Raw genomic sequence first — 15,712 nt, 5'->3', positions numbered from 1 at the left:
AGAAAAACGAGGGGCGCGATGTTACGGAATTTGTCTGACAGCGGCCACCGCTCAACGCACCCGTTCCAGGCTCTGCACGGCCAGGTCCAGCGCACGCTGCATGTCCAGGCGCGCCGAACGGCCCAGGTCCGGGTCGTTCAGGCGGCCACCACGCTCTGAGGGCAGGATCGGCGCCGTCAGGTCTTCGGCATCCATCGCTTCAAAATCCTGTTCGGCGCCCAGGGTCAAGGCACTGCGCCGCAACAGCATGCGCACCTGTTCCGGGGTAAGTGCCGGGTTGATCGACAGCATCGTCGCCACAGTGGCAGTCACCAAGGGTGTCGCGTACGACGTGCCGCAATGCGCAGCCTCGGCAGACACCGGGCGTATGCAGGCAGCAGCACTGACATCCACGCGCATGTCGATATTGGAACTGTGACGCTTGCGCACGTGATCGTGGGCTTCAACTGCCGTAGCCTTGTCACTGCGCTGATGCCCGCCCACTACCAGCAATTGCTCGGTGATAAACGACGAAGGCAGGCGATATTCATCGGTCCCCGACCAGGACGCACCATTGCCCGCCGAATTCACCACCACCACATCAGGGTGCTCCTTGCGCAGCCAGAGGAAGAACTCCTCAAGTAACTCCTCGTAGCCACTCATTGCCAGCCCGGAGCGCACCAGCGAATCGACCTCATCACCCTTCACATTGCGTGCCCCGACCCGGTGAATGCCCCAGCTCCAGTTCAGCACCCGCACGCCATCTTCGACCAGGTTCACCGAGGCAGCGATGTTGGCGGTGATACCGGCATCCGAGTTGCGCTCTACCACCACCTCGAAGCCAGGGCTGTGCTTGCCCAGCCCCGGCAAAAAGCCCTCACCCTGCGCAGCGAGAATGCCTGCGACATGGCTGCCGTGGCTTGCCGGGTGATCACCGTCGCGCGCGTAGAGGCATGTCTGGCCTTGTTCGCAGCCCCCTCGATAATGGCTGAACCCTGGGGCGTCAAAGTCCACTTCGCGCTCGATTACCCCGACCCGCACGGGCTTCACCGGCAAGCGAGATGCGGCAATCCGGCGCCGGTAGAAATACAGCGCGTCCATGAAGCGGTTGGCGGCCCATTCGTCCGCCTGGTCGATGGCCCGGGTGCTGCGCCCATTGCCCTCCTCCCCGCGCTCGGGGCCGGACTCTTCGACAATCACGGCATCCACGCTGACTTCACTGCCCATGCGCAGGACCATCGCATCGCGCTGCACCAGGTCATCTACCGGCAAGCGCAACTGGTAGACATTCAGCGGCGGTATGGCACCGACAACCTGGGCGCCGTATTTGCCGGCGATGCGCCGGGCCTCGTCGAGGCCGTCGTATTTTTCTTCGATCAACAGGCTGACCAGATCGACATAGGTGATCAGGCCATCCATGTTCTTCGCCACTTCATCGGGCCCTGCGGCGATCACATGACTGCGTTGGCGGCTCAGCCATACCGGGTTGCTGGTGCGGCCGCCATCGGCCAGCCAGAGCGGGGCACTGCGCTGGGCTTGTCTCGCCAGTTTCAGCGTTAGCCGGTCACCTTGGCGCTCGATATCGGCTTCTGACAGCCGCGTACCGCCGAGCCATACCGTTGGCAGATTTGCCCGGAGCCCTTCGGCACGCAGGCACCATCGCTGCTGGCTATCGCTGAACAAGTCGCCGCAACGCTGCAGCTGCTTGATGCGCAGCGTGTCCGCTGCAGCCTGTGCACCAAGACTGCAAAGCCATAACAGCAAGATCAGGACACCCTTCATGCAATCACCCCACGCGCTCCCTGTGAGTGCGACTTACGGGGCACCTCAAAGGTTCACCTGTGGCCGGCGACTGCCTGGTCGCGGGCGAGCCATTCGGCCATGGCAGTATCCTCCAACGCGTACTCGCCACGATTGGCCTTCCATACCAGCTCCTTGTCGCGCAGGGCATCGAGGGCCTTCTGTACGTTTGCCGTGTTGACGTTGGCTACCGCCTGGGCCTGCTCCAGCTTGCGGCTGACCTCAACCAGGGTTTGCTCGGTAAACGGGGAAAACGGCTGCCGACCCAGCGTGCGCTCAGCCATGACCTCTAGCACGGCCTGCTGCAACGGCGTAAGTTCGTTCCAAGCGCTTTCGTAGTCGCTCCACACCCCGGCTTGATGGTTCAGCGCCCCATTGCGCAGCAGTTCACCCAGGTTGCCCGCCTCCCCCAGGCCGACACTGACTTCGGCCAACAGTTTGTTGAGCATTTCCGGGCGCCGGCCGACCAATTCGAACGCGTATGCCAGGTCCTCTACCTTGAACTGGTTACTGTCGGCCAGGCGACGGTTCCACAAGGCGGTGATGAATTCGACATAGTCACGCCCCAGCAACGGAAAAGGCGTGATGCTGGCACCAAAGAATGGCTGCTTGCTCTTGAGTACCAGGTTGGCCAGCTTGTCGCGACTAGAGCCCGTGAACACCAGGCGCAAGCCGTCCGGACGGTCGCCACGGTTAAGGTGGTCACGCGCGGCTTTCAGCGCGAACATCGCATTAAGGCCATCTTCGCTGTTAAGGGCGTGCTGAGCCTCGTCGATGATCAGTACTACCAACTGCCCTGACACTTGATGCAACACGGCAAGCGCCTGGGCCAGGGTAGTACCCGCAGGCAGTTGCGGGCGGGTGAAATCCCAGCTCAGGGTGCGCAGCAGGTTGATCTTGTCGACACCGGCCTTTTTCGCCGTCCTGGCCAGCGCACCTTCGAATCTGGCCAGCGCAGTACCGATGGCGCCGCTGATGAGCTGCGCAGGGGCGGCGTCGCGATCCGACCACAGGTCGACGTAAACCGGTAGCCAGCCGCGCTGTACGCATTCCGGTATGAAGTCGTTGTTGAGGAAGGTGCTCTTGCCCGTACGCCGGGGCGCGGCCAGGAACATGCCCGAGCTGTAATCGACCAACGACTCGCCGGCCAGGTCTTGGGCCAGTGCGGTGGCCAACTGATGACGGCGTAGGAGCGGGCGAACGGGAGACATGCAATTAACCTCAATTATCTTGCCTACTATAATTTATAGCCTACAAGATAAACCAGGATAATACGACCGTCCGCAACAGTGCCGGCGTGATCCAGATCCGGCAAAAAGTCAGCAAATTTGCCATCATGTTGATTCCACCTGCGGAGATCATGGACATGCCGCTACGCCCCCTTTTCACCTCCCTGTTGCTGGTCGCCAGCCTCACCGCCCATGCCGCCACCGAGGTGGTGCCACTTCAGCATCGCAGCAGCGCCGAACTGCTGCCCGCCCTGCAGGCGTTCATCGGCAAGGACGGCACGGTCAGCGCCTTCGAGAACAAACTGATCGTCAACGCCAGCCCCGAGCGCATCGACGACCTGCGCGCCCTGCTGCAACAGCTGGATACCGCGCCCAAGCGCCTGCTGATCAGCGTCGACAACAACGACAGCAACTTCCAGGACAACCGCGGCAACGCACGCGTCATTCACTACGGCACCAGCAACCGCGACGGCGGCATGCAGCAGGTACAAGCCAGCGAAGGGCAACCGGCACTGATCCAGGTGGGCCAGAGCATCCCCATTACCAGCACCAGCACAGACGGCTATGGGCGCATTCAGAGCAACACCGAATACCGCAACGTGACCCAAGGCTTCTACGTGACCCCCAGCCTGAGCGGCGAAACGGTTCGTCTGCAAATAAGCAGTAATAATGACCGCATCAGCCACGAACGTGCAGATGTAGTGAAAGTACAAAGTACCGACACGACAGTCACGGGCAAGCTCGGCGAGTGGATCACCCTGGCGGGGTTCAACCAGCAGAGCCAAGCCGATCGCAGCGCATCAAGCCATACGTACAGCACCCAACGGGGTGAAAACATGACATTGCGGGTCAAAGTCGACCTTGTCGACTGATACCAGGCAATTCAAGGCCTCGACCAAAGGCCTTGAAACTGACTGCCAAGTCGCATTAGACCAAAGATGTAGTAAGTACAAAAAAGCACTACAAAACATTTGACAGGGTCTTTTTCCCAAGGGCATGATGGCCTCGCTCCCGCTAATCAGGGGCCCTGGCAAGGGCCTTCGAGGCGTGCTCCTCCCACCCCTGGAGGCGCCTCGTGTCTATACGGCCCACAAGGCGGTTCGACGGGATTGCGACTGCAACGAAGAAGTTGTCCCGAGGGACGGAAGCGCATCACCGCAGTACTGGCAATCGCGTCGCACCGCAGCAAGGCAACCACGAGCCGACCTGCCGGAGCACACCTTCGCCTGGTCTGCCCACCCTTCCCCTTCGAGCCTTCGCGTTCGCCGCCGCATTCCTGCGAACAGGACAGCCGCCAGGCACCTGATCTGCTCCGAGCATCAGCACAATTAACCCAAGATCGATGCGACGAGGTTTATTTCCATGGCACTGACACGCGAACAGCAAATTGCAGCCCTCGAGAAAGACTGGGCCGAAAACCCGCGCTGGAAAGGCGTGACCCGTACCTACACCGCCGCTGATGTCGTTCGCCTGCGTGGCTCCGTGCAACCTGAGCACACCTTTGCGCGTCAGGGCGCAGAAAAACTGTGGAAGCTGGTCACCGAAGGTGCCCACCCGTCCTTCCGCCCCGAAAAAGATTTCGTCAACTGCATGGGCGCCCTGACGGGCGGCCAGGCTGTACAACAGGTCAAGGCCGGCATCCAGGCCATCTACCTGTCCGGCTGGCAGGTTGCCGCCGACAACAACTCGGCCGAGTCGATGTACCCTGACCAGTCGCTGTACCCGGTCGACTCGGTACCGACCGTGGTCAAACGCATCAACAACGCGTTCCGCCGCGCCGACCAGATCCAGTGGAAAGCCGGCAAGAACCCGGGCGACGACGGCTACATCGACTACTTCGCGCCCATCGTGGCCGACGCCGAAGCCGGTTTCGGTGGCGTACTGAACGCCTACGAGCTGATGAAGAACATGATCGAAGCAGGCGCCGCCGGCGTGCACTTCGAAGACCAGCTGGCCTCGGTTAAAAAATGCGGCCACATGGGCGGCAAGGTGCTGGTACCGACCCAGGAAGCCGTACAGAAGCTGGTAGCCGCGCGCCTGGCCGCTGACGTGTCGGGCGTACCGACCATCATCCTGGCGCGTACCGACGCCAACGCCGCCGACCTGCTGACCAGCGACTGCGACCCGTACGACCAGCCGTTCGTGGTTGGCGAGCGCACCCGCGAAGGCTTCTACAAGGTCCGTGCCGGCCTCGATCAGGCCATTGCCCGCGGCCTGGCCTACGCCCCGTACGCCGACCTGATCTGGTGTGAAACCGCCAAGCCGGACCTGGACGAAGCCCGCCGCTTCGCCGAGGCGATCAAGAAGGAGTACCCGGACCAGATCCTGTCGTACAACTGCTCGCCTTCCTTCAACTGGAAGAAAAACCTGGACGACGCCACCATCGCCAAGTTCCAGCGCGAATTGTCGGCCATGGGTTACAAGCATCAGTTCATCACCCTGGCTGGCATCCACAACATGTGGCACGGCATGTTCAACCTGGCGCACGACTACGCCCGCAACGACATGACCGCCTACGTGAAGCTGCAGGAGCAGGAATTCGCTGACGCCAGCAAGGGCTACACCTTCGTGGCGCACCAGCAGGAAGTGGGCACTGGCTACTTCGACGACATGACCACCGTGATCCAGGGTGGCGCTTCGTCGGTGACTGCACTGACCGGTTCGACCGAGGAAGAGCAGTTCCACTGATAGTGGGTTGCGGTTGAACAAAGGCCCGGGGCTTGTGAAAGCTCCGGGCCTTTGTTTTTACCCGCGAAAGGGCCGGGCCTGCTGGCCAATTTTTACCAGCCGTTCACCGTTGCCGCCGCTACCGTATTCGCGGGTAAACCCGCTCCTACACTGATCGGGAAGACACACACATCGGCGATTGGGCACAGGCCGCTGCAGGAACGGGTTTACCCGCGAAAGGGCCGGCACAGGCCGCAGCAAAACCCCGGATCAGGGCTATGCTTGCGGCAGCCCAGCAGCAAGGACCGCCCATGCCTCGTCCAAGCCACCTGATGATTCTCGCCCTGACCGCCGCTGCCCTCTATCTATATGCACTGGCCAGCGACAACACCCTGCTCGCCCTCATGGCCAAACCCATCCCGGTGCTGGCCTTAATTGCCTGGCTGCGCAGCACCCCGGTTTCGCCTTATCGCACGTGGATCTCGATCGGCCTGGGCTTCTCGGTACTCGGTGACATCCTGCTGGCCATCCCCGCCGACCTGTTCGTGTTCGGTTTGGCCGCCTTCCTTTGCGCTCACCTTGCTTACCTGCGCGGCTATTGCGGCATTACCCTGCGCCCCGCCCTGCCCGCACTGATCTTCAGCGCAATCACGGGCATCGCGCTGCTCGGCGTACTGGCCAGCCACGGCCTCGGCCCGTTGCTGATCCCGGTAGCGCTCTACGCCCTGGCTATCAGCGCCATGCTCTGGCGCGCACTGGCCTGCGGGGGATTGGCAGCGCTTGGTGCCGGCCTGTTCGTGTTCTCCGACAGCCTGATCGGCATCGACCGCTTCGTCAGCCCGTTCGCCGCCGCACCGTACCTGATCATCCTCGCCTACTGGCTCGGCCAATGGGCCATCGCTTCATCAGTCGGTCATCGCTCAACCGATAAAGTATTGACCCAGAGCGGTGCGCGCAGGACCGAGAGCTGCTAGAACAAGGGTTTTTTGCAATTGCAAGTAGGGGGAATCGCCAGATGAACTTTACAAGGCACAGAAGAGCCAAATTCAACGGCAGCAGCTCAAATGATATTAATTATCATTACAGGACTTGCAATTCGTTACCTGCAGCAAGAAACATAATTAACAAAACCGCGCCTAATGCCCGAATTTCAAGGCTCTCAGCCAGTTACGAACGGTTTTTGTACTTAATCCTACGAATAAATTTGCGACAGAAATTTTACTTGCACCAGGTTTACCCATAAAATCAGCGCGATTGATTCGGCTGCGACATTTGGTCACTGCATGTGCGACGCCAAGTCGCCGCTCTACACTTATTTCAGACTGCAGAGCTGGGTCTCTGTATAAGGATTTCTAGCATGTCCGATTCGGCAGGACTCATCGCCCACAACTGGGGCTTTGCCATCTTCCTCCTGGGTGTCGTCGGCCTGTGCGCCTTCATGCTCGGCCTGTCCAGCCTGCTCGGTAGCAAGGCTTGGGGCCGCGCCAAGAACGAACCCTTCGAATCCGGCATGCTGCCCGTCGGCAGCGCTCGCCTGCGCCTGTCCGCCAAATTCTATCTGGTCGCGATGCTGTTCGTGATCTTCGATATCGAAGCCCTCTTTCTCTTTGCATGGTCTGTGTCCGTCCGCGAAAGCGGCTGGACCGGATTCGTCGAAGCACTCGTTTTCATAGCAATTCTGTTGGCAGGTCTTGTCTACCTATGGCGCGTCGGGGCACTTGATTGGGCTCCCGAAGGTCGCCGCAAGCGGCAAGCGAAGCTGAAACAATGAGGCTTTGGCATGCAATACAATCTCACCAGAATCGATCCGGATGCGCCCAACGAGCAGTACCCGGTCGGTGAACGGGAAACCGTCACCGATCAACTGCTAGAGGACCAGGTCCACAAGAACATCTTCATGGGCAAACTTGAAGATGTGCTGCGTGGCGCGGTCAATTGGGGCCGCAAGAACTCCCTCTGGCCGTACAACTTCGGCCTGTCCTGCTGCTACGTGGAAATGACCACGGCCTTCACGGCACCCCACGACATCGCCCGCTTCGGCGCCGAAGTCATCCGGGCCTCGCCGCGTCAGGCCGACTTCATGGTCATTGCCGGTACCTGCTTCGTGAAGATGGCGCCGATCATCCAGCGCCTGTACGAGCAGATGCTCGAACCAAAATGGGTCATTTCCATGGGTTCGTGCGCCAACTCCGGTGGCATGTACGACATCTACTCGGTCGTTCAGGGGGTCGACAAGTTCCTCCCCGTGGACGTCTATGTGCCTGGCTGCCCGCCACGCCCTGAGGCTTTCCTGCAAGGCTTGATGCTGTTGCAGGAGTCGATCGGCCAAGAACGACGCCCGCTTTCCTGGGTTGTTGGTGATCAAGGTATTTACCGTGCCGAGATGCCAGCCCAGAAAGACCTGCGTCGTGAGCAGCGCATTGCAGTAACCAACCTGCGCAGCCCCGACGAAGTCTGATCCAGCGACCTGCCGCCCGCTCCCGAAGGAGCCGGCGGCCTGGCTTCATTCTTAACGTTGACCCAAAGCGACCGAGACCATGACAGCGGACAACGCTATTTTCATTCCGCCCTACAAGGCTGACGACCAGGATGTGGTCGTCGAACTGAACAACCGTTTTGGCGCCGAAGCATTCGTCGCCCAGGAGACCCGCACCGGCATGCCCGTGCTGTGGGTAAAACGCGCCCAGCTCAAAGAGGTGCTCAGTTTCCTGCGCGGCGTCGCCAAGCCTTACAGCATGCTGTACGACCTGCATGGCGTCGACGAGCGCCTGCGCACCCAGCGCCGTGGCCTGCCAGCCGCCGATTTCAGCGTGTTCTACCACCTGTTGTCGATCGAGCGTAACAGCGATGTGATGATCAAGGTGTCGCTCAGCGAAGGCGACCTGAACCTGCCGACCGTGACGGGCATCTGGCCAAACGCCAACTGGTACGAGCGCGAAGTCTGGGACATGTTCGGCATCGACTTTGCCGGCCACCCGCACCTCAGCCGCATCATGATGCCGCCGACCTGGGAAGGTCACCCGCTGCGCAAGGACTACCCTGCCCGTGCGACCGAGTTCGACCCCTACAGCCTGACCCTGGCCAAGCAGCAGCTTGAAGAGGAATCGGCACGCTTCAACCCGGAAGCCTGGGGCATGAAACGTCAGGGCGCCAACGAGGACTACATGTTCCTCAACCTCGGCCCCAACCACCCTTCGGCGCACGGTGCGTTCCGTATCGTCCTGCAGCTGGACGGTGAAGAAATCGTCGACTGCGTACCGGACATCGGCTACCACCACCGTGGTGCCGAAAAAATGGCCGAGCGCCAGTCCTGGCACAGCTTCATCCCCTATACCGACCGTATCGATTACCTCGGCGGGGTGATGAACAACCTGCCGTACGTGCTTGCGGTAGAGAAGCTGGCCGGCATCAAGGTGCCGCAGAAGGTCGACGTGATTCGCATCATGCTGGCCGAGTTCTTCCGCATCACCAGCCACCTGCTGTTCCTGGGTACCTACATCCAGGACGTCGGCGCCATGACCCCGGTGTTCTTCACCTTCACCGACCGCCAGCGCGCCTACACCGTGATCGAAGCGATCACCGGTTTCCGCCTGCACCCGGCCTGGTACCGCATCGGTGGCGTCGCCCACGACCTGCCACGTGGCTGGGACAAGCTGGTCAAGGACTTTGTCGAGTGGCTGCCCAAGCGCCTCGACGAATACACCAAGGCCGCCCTGCAAAACAGCATCCTCAAGGGCCGTACCATCGGCGTTGCCGCGTACAACACCAAGGAAGCGCTGGAATGGGGCACCACCGGTGCCGGCTTGCGTGCCACCGGTTGCAACTTCGACCTGCGTAAAGCCCGTCCTTACTCCGGCTACGAAAACTTCGAGTTCGAAGTACCGCTGGCCCACAACGGCGATGCCTACGATCGCTGCATGGTCCGTGTCGAGGAGATGCGTCAGAGTATCCGCATCATCGACCAGTGCCTGCGCAACATGCCGGAAGGCCCGTACAAGGCGGATCACCCGCTGACCACGCCGCCGCCGAAAGAGCGCACCCTGCAGCACATCGAAACCCTGATCACGCACTTCCTGCAAGTCTCGTGGGGCCCGGTCATGCCGGCCAACGAGTCGTTCCAGATGATCGAAGCGACCAAGGGCATCAACAGTTACTACCTGACGAGCGATGGCGGCACCATGAGCTACCGCACCCGGATCCGCACCCCGAGCTACCCGCACCTGCAGCAGATCCCTTCGGTGATCAAAGGCAGCATGGTTGCCGACCTCATTGCGTACCTGGGCAGTATCGACTTCGTTATGGCTGACGTGGACCGCTAAGCATGAACAGCACGCTTATCCAGACAGACCGTTTCGCCCTGAGCGAAACCGAGCGCTCGGCCATCGAGCACGAAATGCATCACTACGAGGACCCGCGCGCGGCGTCCATCGAAGCCCTGAAGATCGTCCAGAAGGAGCGTGGCTGGGTGCCGGACGGCGCCATTCACGCCATCGGCGAAGTGCTGGGCATTCCGGCCAGCGACGTCGAGGGTGTCGCCACCTTCTACAGCCAGATCTTCCGCCAACCGGTCGGCCGCCACATCATCCGCGTGTGCGACAGCATGGTCTGCTACATCGGCGGCCATGAGTCGGTGGTCAGCCAGATCCAGAGCGAGCTGGGCATCGGCCTCGGCCAGACCACCGCCGACGGCCGTTTCACCCTGCTGCCCGTGTGCTGCCTGGGCAACTGCGACAAGGCCCCGGCACTGATGATCGACGACGACACCTTCGGTGACGTGCAGCCGGCTGGCGTTTCCAAACTGCTGGAGGGTTACGTATGACCATTACTTCCTTCGGCCCGGCCAACCGCATCGCGCGCTCGGCCGAAACCCACCCACTGACCTGGCGCCTGCGCGACGACGGCGAGCCGGTCTGGCTGGCCGAGTACGAATCGAAGAACGGCTACGCCGCAGCCCGCAAGGCGCTGGCGCAAATGTCCGCCGACGACATCGTGCAGAGCGTCAAGGACTCCGGCCTCAAAGGCCGTGGCGGCGCAGGCTTCCCCACTGGCGTGAAGTGGGGCCTGATGCCCAAAGACGAATCCATGAACATCCGCTACCTGCTGTGCAACGCGGACGAAATGGAGCCGAACACCTGGAAGGACCGCATGCTGATGGAGCAACAGCCCCATCTGCTGGTCGAGGGCATGCTGATCAGCGCCCGCGCCCTGAAGGCCTACCGCGGCTACATCTTCCTGCGTGGCGAGTACACCACCGCAGCGAAAAACCTCAACCGTGCCATCGATGAAGCCAAGGCCGCCGGCCTGCTGGGCAAGAACATCCTGGGCAGCGGTTTCGATTTCGAGCTGTTCGTGCACACCGGTGCCGGCCGCTACATCTGCGGTGAAGAAACCGCGCTGATCAACTCGCTGGAAGGCCGCCGCGCCAACCCGCGCTCCAAGCCGCCCTTCCCTGCCGCCGTTGGCGTGTGGGGCAAGCCGACATGCGTGAACAACGTCGAAACCCTGTGCAACGTCCCGGCCATCGTCGCCAACGGCAACGACTGGTACAAGTCGCTGGCCCGCGAAGGCAGCGAGGACCACGGCACCAAGCTGATGGGCTTCTCCGGCAAGGTGAAGAACCCAGGCCTGTGGGAACTGCCATTTGGCGTTACCGCACGCGAATTGTTCGAAGACTACGCCGGTGGCATGCGTGATGGCTTCAAGCTCAAGTGCTGGCAGCCAGGCGGCGCCGGTACCGGCTTCCTGCTGCCCGAGCACCTTGATGCACAAATGTACGCCGGTGGCATCGCCAAGGTCGGCACCCGTATGGGTACTGGCTTGGCCATGGCGGTCGACGACAGCGTCAACATGGTGTCGCTGCTGCGCAACATGGAAGAGTTCTTCGCCCGCGAATCGTGCGGCTGGTGCACCCCATGCCGTGACGGCCTGCCGTGGAGCGTGAAGATGCTGCGCGCACTGGAAAACGGCCAAGGCCGCGCCGAGGACATCGAGACGCTGCTGGGACTGGTCAACTTCCTCGGCCCGGGCCGTACCTTCTGTGCTCACGCACCGGGTGCCGTCGAGCCGCTGGGCAGTGCCATCAAATACTTCCGCTCGGAGTTCGAGGCCGGTGTGGCGCCAGAAAGCGCTGCCACCCTGCGCCCCGACCTGGCGAAGCCGATCGTGGTCGGCGCATAACAAGATGATTAGGCGGGTGGTCCGTGCCACTCGCCAGCTTACCGGCAGGCCCGAGCAATCGAGGCGTGTCGCAAGCTCACCGATTTCCATTAGCCACGCCCGCTCACGCGGGCCAACGAAGAACTTTGAACAATGGCCACTATCCACGTAGACGGCAAAGCGCTCGAAGTCAACGGTGCAGACAACCTGTTACAGGCATGTCTGTCGCTCGGCCTCGACATCCCTTATTTCTGCTGGCACCCGGCGCTTGGTAGCGTTGGCGCCTGCCGGCAGTGCGCAGTCAAGCAGTACACCGACGAGAACGACACCCGTGGTCGTATCGTCATGTCCTGCATGACCCCTGCTTCCGACGGCACCTGGATTTCCATCGACGATGAAGAGTCGAAGGCGTTCCGCGCCAGCGTCGTCGAATGGCTGATGACCAACCACCCGCACGACTGCCCGGTGTGCGAGGAAGGCGGTCACTGCCACCTGCAGGACATGACGGTAATGACCGGCCACAACGAGCGCCGCTACCGTTTCACCAAGCGTACCCACCAGAACCAGGACCTCGGCCCGTTCATCGCCCATGAGATGAACCGCTGCATCGCCTGCTACCGCTGCGTGCGCTATTACAAGGACTACGCCGGTGGTACCGACCTGGGCGTCTACGGCGCCCACGACAACGTGTACTTCGGCCGCGTCGAAGACGGTGTGCTGGAAAGCGAGTTCTCCGGCAACCTGACCGAGGTCTGCCCGACCGGCGTATTCACCGACAAGACCCACTCCGAGCGCTACAACCGCAAGTGGGACATGCAGTTCGCCCCGAGCATCTGCCATGGCTGCTCCAGCGGCTGCAACATCAGCCCGGGTGAGCGCTACGGCGAACTGCGCCGTATCGAAAACCGCTTCAACGGTTCGGTCAACCAGTACTTCCTGTGCGACCGCGGCCGCTTCGGCTATGGCTACGTCAACCGCAAGGATCGCCCGCGCCAGCCACAACTGGCCGACGGCACCAAGCTGGGCCTGGACGCCGCCCTGGACAAGGCCGCCGACCTGCTGCGCGGCCGTACCATCGTCGGTATCGGCTCGCCACGCGCCAGCCTCGAAAGCAACTACGGCCTGCGTGAGCTGGTCGGCGCCGAGTACTTCTACTCGGGCATGGAAGCGGGCGAACTGGCCCGCGTACGCCTGGCCCTGAACGTGCTGAACAACAGCCCGCTGCCCGTGCCGACCCTGCGCGACATCGAAGACCACGACGCCGTGTTCGTGCTCGGTGAAGACCTGACCCAGACCGCTGCCCGCGTTGCCCTGGCCGTGCGCCAGGCCACCAAAGGCAAGGCCGAGGCCATGGCCGAAGCAATGAAAGTGCAGCCTTGGCTCGACGCTGCCGTGAAGAACATCGGCCAGCACGCGCTGTACCCGCTGTTCATCGCGTCCCTGGCGGAAACCAAGCTGGACGACGTCGCCGAAGAGTGCGTACACGCCGCGCCGGCCGACCTGGCCCGCATCGGTTTCGCCGTGGCCCACGCCATCGACCCGAGCGCCCCTGCCGTCGCCGGCCTGGACGACGAAGCCAAGGCCCTGGCCCAGCGCATCGCCGACGCCCTGGTCGCCGCCAAGCGCCCACTGGTCGTTGCCGGTACGTCGCTGGCCGACCCGGCGCTGATCGAAGCCGCCGCCAACATCGCCAAGGCCCTGAAGCTGCGCGAGAAAAACGGCTCGCTGAGCCTGGTGGTGCCTGAGGCCAACAGCATCGGCCTGGCCATGCTCGGTGGCGAGTCGGTCGATGCCGCCCTGGACGCGGTCATCAGCGGCAAAGCAGACGCCATCGTCGTGCTGGAAAACGACCTGTACGCCCGCGTACCGGCCGCCAAGGTCGATGCAGCCCTGGCTGCGGCCAAGGTGGTGATCGTTGCCGACCACTCCAAAACTGCCACCGTCGACCGCGCCCACCTGGTGCTGCCGGCCGCCTCGTTCGCCGAGGGTGACGGTACCCTGGTCAGCCAGGAAGGCCGTGCCCAGCGCTTCTTCCAGGTGTTCGACCCGCAGTACCTGGACAGCAGCATCCAGATCCACGAAGGCTGGCGCTGGATGCACGCCCTGCGTGCCACCCTGCTGAACAAGCCGGTCGACTGGACCCAGCTGGACCACGTCACCAGCGCCTGCGCCGAAGCCGCCCCGCAACTGGCCGGCATCGTCAACGCCGCGCCAAGCGCTGCGTTCCGCATCAAGGGCATGAAGCTGGCCCGTGAGCCGCTGCGCTACTCCGGCCGTACCGCCATGCGTGCCAACATCAGCGTGCACGAGCCGCGCACCCCGCAAGACAAGGACACCGCGTTCGCCTTCTCCATGGAAGGCTACTCGGGTTCGGCCGAACCGCGCCAGCAGGTGCCGTTCGCCTGGTCGCCGGGCTGGAACTCCCCACAAGCCTGGAACAAGTTTCAGGACGAGGTCGGTGGCCACCTGCGTGCCGGTGACCCGGGCGTGCGCCTGATCGAATCGCAAGGCGACCGCCTGAACTGGTTCAACACCATTCCGGGGGCCTTCAACCCGGCCCGTGGCACCTGGACTGCCGTACCGTTCTTCCACCTGTTCGGCAGCGAAGAAAGCTCCTCGCGCGCCGCTCCGGTTCAAGAACGCATCCCGGCTGCCTACGTGGCCCTGGCCAAGTCCGAAGCCGACCGCCTGGGCGTCAACGAGGGTGCCCTGCTGAGCCTGAACGTCGCCGGTGTGGCCCTGCGCCTGCCGCTGCGTATCAATGAAGAGCTGGGCGCTGGCCTGGTCGCGCTGCCGAAAGGCCTGGCTGGCATTCCGCCTGCCATCTTCGGTGCATCCGTCGAAGGTCTGCAGGAGGCAGCACAATGAGCTGGTTCACCCCCGAAGTGATCGATGTGATCCTCACCGTGCTGCGGGCCATCGTGGTCCTGCTGGCCGTGGTGGTCTGCGGTGCGCTGCTCAGCTTCGTCGAGCGCCGCCTGCTGGGCTGGTGGCAGGACCGCTACGGTCCGAACCGCGTCGGCCCGTTCGGCATGTTCCAGATCGCTGCCGACATGCTGAAGATGTTCTTCAAGGAAGACTGGAACCCACCCTTCGTCGACCGCGTGATCTTCACCCTGGCACCGGTAGTGGCCATGAGCGCCCTGCTGATCGCCTTCGTGGTCATCCCGATCACCCCGACCTGGGGCGTTGCCGACCTGAACATCGGCCTGCTGTTCTTCTTCGCCATGGCCGGCCTGTCGGTCTACGCGGTGCTGTTCGCCGGCTGGTCGTCGAACAACAAGTACGCCCTGCTGGGCAGCTTGCGTGCTTCGGCACAGACCGTGTCGTACGAGGTGTTCCTGGGCCTGGCGCTGATGGGCGTGGTGGTGCAGGTGGGCTCGTTCAACATGCGCGACATCGTTGAGTACCAGGCGCAGAACCTGTGGTTCATCATTCCGCAGTTCTTCGGCTTCTGCACCTTCTTCATCGCTGGCGTCGCCGTGACTCACCGTCACCCGTTCGACCAGCCGGAAGCAGAACAGGAACTGGCCGACGGCTACCACATCGAGTATGCCGGCATGAAGTGGGGCATGTTCTTCGTCGGTGAGTACATCGGCATCATCCTCATCTCGGCGCTGCTGGTAACCCTGTTCTTCGGCGGCTGGCACGGCCCGTTCGGCATCCTGCCGCAACTGTCGTTCCTGTGGTTCGCCCTGAAGACCGCGTTCTTCATCATGCTGTTCATCCTGCTGCGCGCCTCGATCCCGCGCCCACGCTATGACCAGGTGATGGACTTCAGCTGGAAGTTCTGCCTGCCGCTGACCCTGATCAATTTGCTGGTGACCGCTGCGATCGTGCTCTACAACACGCCAGCCGTCGCGGCCCAGTGAGGATTTGAC

General features: G+C 62.4%; 12 protein-coding genes. 10 read left to right on the top strand and 2 right to left on the bottom strand.

Going from position 1 to position 15,712, the window contains the following annotated elements; all coding sequences use genetic code 11:
• Positions 1–51 precede the first annotated feature (51 nt).
• Both KW568_RS09385 and KW568_RS09380 read right to left on the bottom strand, forming a co-directional pair.
• The gene (locus KW568_RS09385; RefSeq protein ID WP_004576938.1) at positions 52–1,761 is read right to left on the bottom strand and encodes a S8/S53 family peptidase; all 1,710 of its coding nucleotides are present in this window, start codon (positions 1,759–1,761) and stop codon (positions 52–54) included.
• Positions 1,762–1,814: 53 nt separating this feature from the next.
• Complete coding sequence (locus KW568_RS09380; protein ID WP_004576939.1) at positions 1,815–2,990, bottom strand: hypothetical protein; 1,176 nt, start codon at positions 2,988–2,990, stop codon at positions 1,815–1,817.
• A gap of 125 nt (positions 2,991–3,115) precedes the next feature.
• Between KW568_RS09380 and KW568_RS09375 the strand changes: the two genes are divergently transcribed.
• The 10 genes from KW568_RS09375 to nuoH all read left to right on the top strand — a co-directional run bounded on the left by KW568_RS09375 (position 3,116) and on the right by nuoH (position 15,703).
• Positions 3,116–3,880, top strand: a complete 765-nt coding sequence (locus KW568_RS09375; RefSeq protein ID WP_173879731.1) for a secretin N-terminal domain-containing protein — start codon at positions 3,116–3,118, stop codon at positions 3,878–3,880.
• 490 nt (positions 3,881–4,370) lie between these two features.
• The gene (gene aceA, locus KW568_RS09370; RefSeq protein WP_003251416.1) at positions 4,371–5,696 is read left to right on the top strand and encodes an isocitrate lyase; all 1,326 of its coding nucleotides are present in this window, start codon (positions 4,371–4,373) and stop codon (positions 5,694–5,696) included.
• Positions 5,697–5,986: 290 nt separating this feature from the next.
• A complete protein-coding gene (locus tag KW568_RS09365) occupies positions 5,987–6,649 on the top strand; it encodes a lysoplasmalogenase (RefSeq protein ID WP_004576940.1) in 663 nt (220 codons plus the stop codon).
• 383 nt (positions 6,650–7,032) lie between these two features.
• Positions 7,033–7,446 carry an NADH-quinone oxidoreductase subunit A gene (locus tag KW568_RS09360; protein WP_003251427.1) on the top strand — a complete coding sequence of 138 codons (414 nt, stop codon included), beginning with the start codon at positions 7,033–7,035 and terminating at the stop codon, positions 7,444–7,446.
• Between the two features lie 9 nt (positions 7,447–7,455).
• Positions 7,456–8,133, top strand: coding sequence for an NADH-quinone oxidoreductase subunit B family protein (locus KW568_RS09355; RefSeq protein WP_003251429.1), 678 nt, complete (start codon positions 7,456–7,458; stop codon positions 8,131–8,133).
• Positions 8,134–8,212: 79 nt separating this feature from the next.
• On the top strand, positions 8,213–9,994 hold the full coding sequence (nuoC, locus tag KW568_RS09350) for an NADH-quinone oxidoreductase subunit C/D (RefSeq protein WP_003251431.1): 1,782 nt from the start codon (positions 8,213–8,215) through the stop codon (positions 9,992–9,994).
• A gap of 2 nt (positions 9,995–9,996) precedes the next feature.
• A complete protein-coding gene (gene nuoE, locus KW568_RS09345; protein WP_003251433.1) occupies positions 9,997–10,494 on the top strand; it encodes an NADH-quinone oxidoreductase subunit NuoE in 498 nt (165 codons plus the stop codon).
• Positions 10,491–11,852, top strand: a complete 1,362-nt coding sequence (gene nuoF / locus KW568_RS09340) for an NADH-quinone oxidoreductase subunit NuoF (protein ID WP_003251436.1) — start codon at positions 10,491–10,493, stop codon at positions 11,850–11,852. The genes nuoE and nuoF overlap by 4 nt, the downstream gene beginning before the upstream one ends.
• A gap of 132 nt (positions 11,853–11,984) precedes the next feature.
• Positions 11,985–14,699: an NADH-quinone oxidoreductase subunit NuoG gene (nuoG, locus tag KW568_RS09335; protein WP_004576941.1), complete on the top strand. Its 2,715-nt coding sequence runs from the start codon at positions 11,985–11,987 to the stop codon at positions 14,697–14,699.
• Positions 14,696–15,703, top strand: a complete 1,008-nt coding sequence (nuoH, locus tag KW568_RS09330) for an NADH-quinone oxidoreductase subunit NuoH (RefSeq protein WP_003251440.1) — start codon at positions 14,696–14,698, stop codon at positions 15,701–15,703. The genes nuoG and nuoH overlap by 4 nt, the downstream gene beginning before the upstream one ends.
• Positions 15,704–15,712 lie beyond the last annotated feature (9 nt).

It is taken from the genome of Pseudomonas sp. HD6515 (genome assembly GCF_024971855.1).
GTDB lineage: Bacteria > Pseudomonadota > Gammaproteobacteria > Pseudomonadales > Pseudomonadaceae > Aquipseudomonas > Aquipseudomonas alloputida.
Note: the sequence above shows the minus strand (reverse complement) of the source record. Positions and strands in the feature narration are given on the sequence as shown.

What these genes read in the sequence shown, in the direction of transcription:
- nuoG (WP_004576941.1), top strand. Translation starts at nt 11,985, where the DNA reads ATGGCCACTATCCACGTAGACGGCAAAGCGCTCGAAGTCAACGGTGCA.
- KW568_RS09355 (WP_003251429.1), top strand. Translation starts at nt 7,456, where the DNA reads ATGCAATACAATCTCACCAGAATCGATCCGGATGCGCCCAACGAGCAG.
- KW568_RS09385 (WP_004576938.1), bottom strand. Translation starts at nt 1,761, where the DNA reads ATGAAGGGTGTCCTGATCTTGCTGTTATGGCTTTGCAGTCTTGGTGCA.
- nuoF (WP_003251436.1), top strand. Translation starts at nt 10,491, where the DNA reads ATGACCATTACTTCCTTCGGCCCGGCCAACCGCATCGCGCGCTCGGCC.
- KW568_RS09380 (WP_004576939.1), bottom strand. Translation starts at nt 2,990, where the DNA reads ATGTCTCCCGTTCGCCCGCTCCTACGCCGTCATCAGTTGGCCACCGCA.
- nuoE (WP_003251433.1), top strand. Translation starts at nt 9,997, where the DNA reads ATGAACAGCACGCTTATCCAGACAGACCGTTTCGCCCTGAGCGAAACC.
- nuoC (WP_003251431.1), top strand. Translation starts at nt 8,213, where the DNA reads ATGACAGCGGACAACGCTATTTTCATTCCGCCCTACAAGGCTGACGAC.
- KW568_RS09360 (WP_003251427.1), top strand. Translation starts at nt 7,033, where the DNA reads ATGTCCGATTCGGCAGGACTCATCGCCCACAACTGGGGCTTTGCCATC.
- aceA (WP_003251416.1), top strand. Translation starts at nt 4,371, where the DNA reads ATGGCACTGACACGCGAACAGCAAATTGCAGCCCTCGAGAAAGACTGG.
- nuoH (WP_003251440.1), top strand. Translation starts at nt 14,696, where the DNA reads ATGAGCTGGTTCACCCCCGAAGTGATCGATGTGATCCTCACCGTGCTG.
- KW568_RS09375 (WP_173879731.1), top strand. Translation starts at nt 3,116, where the DNA reads ATGTTGATTCCACCTGCGGAGATCATGGACATGCCGCTACGCCCCCTT.
- KW568_RS09365 (WP_004576940.1), top strand. Translation starts at nt 5,987, where the DNA reads ATGCCTCGTCCAAGCCACCTGATGATTCTCGCCCTGACCGCCGCTGCC.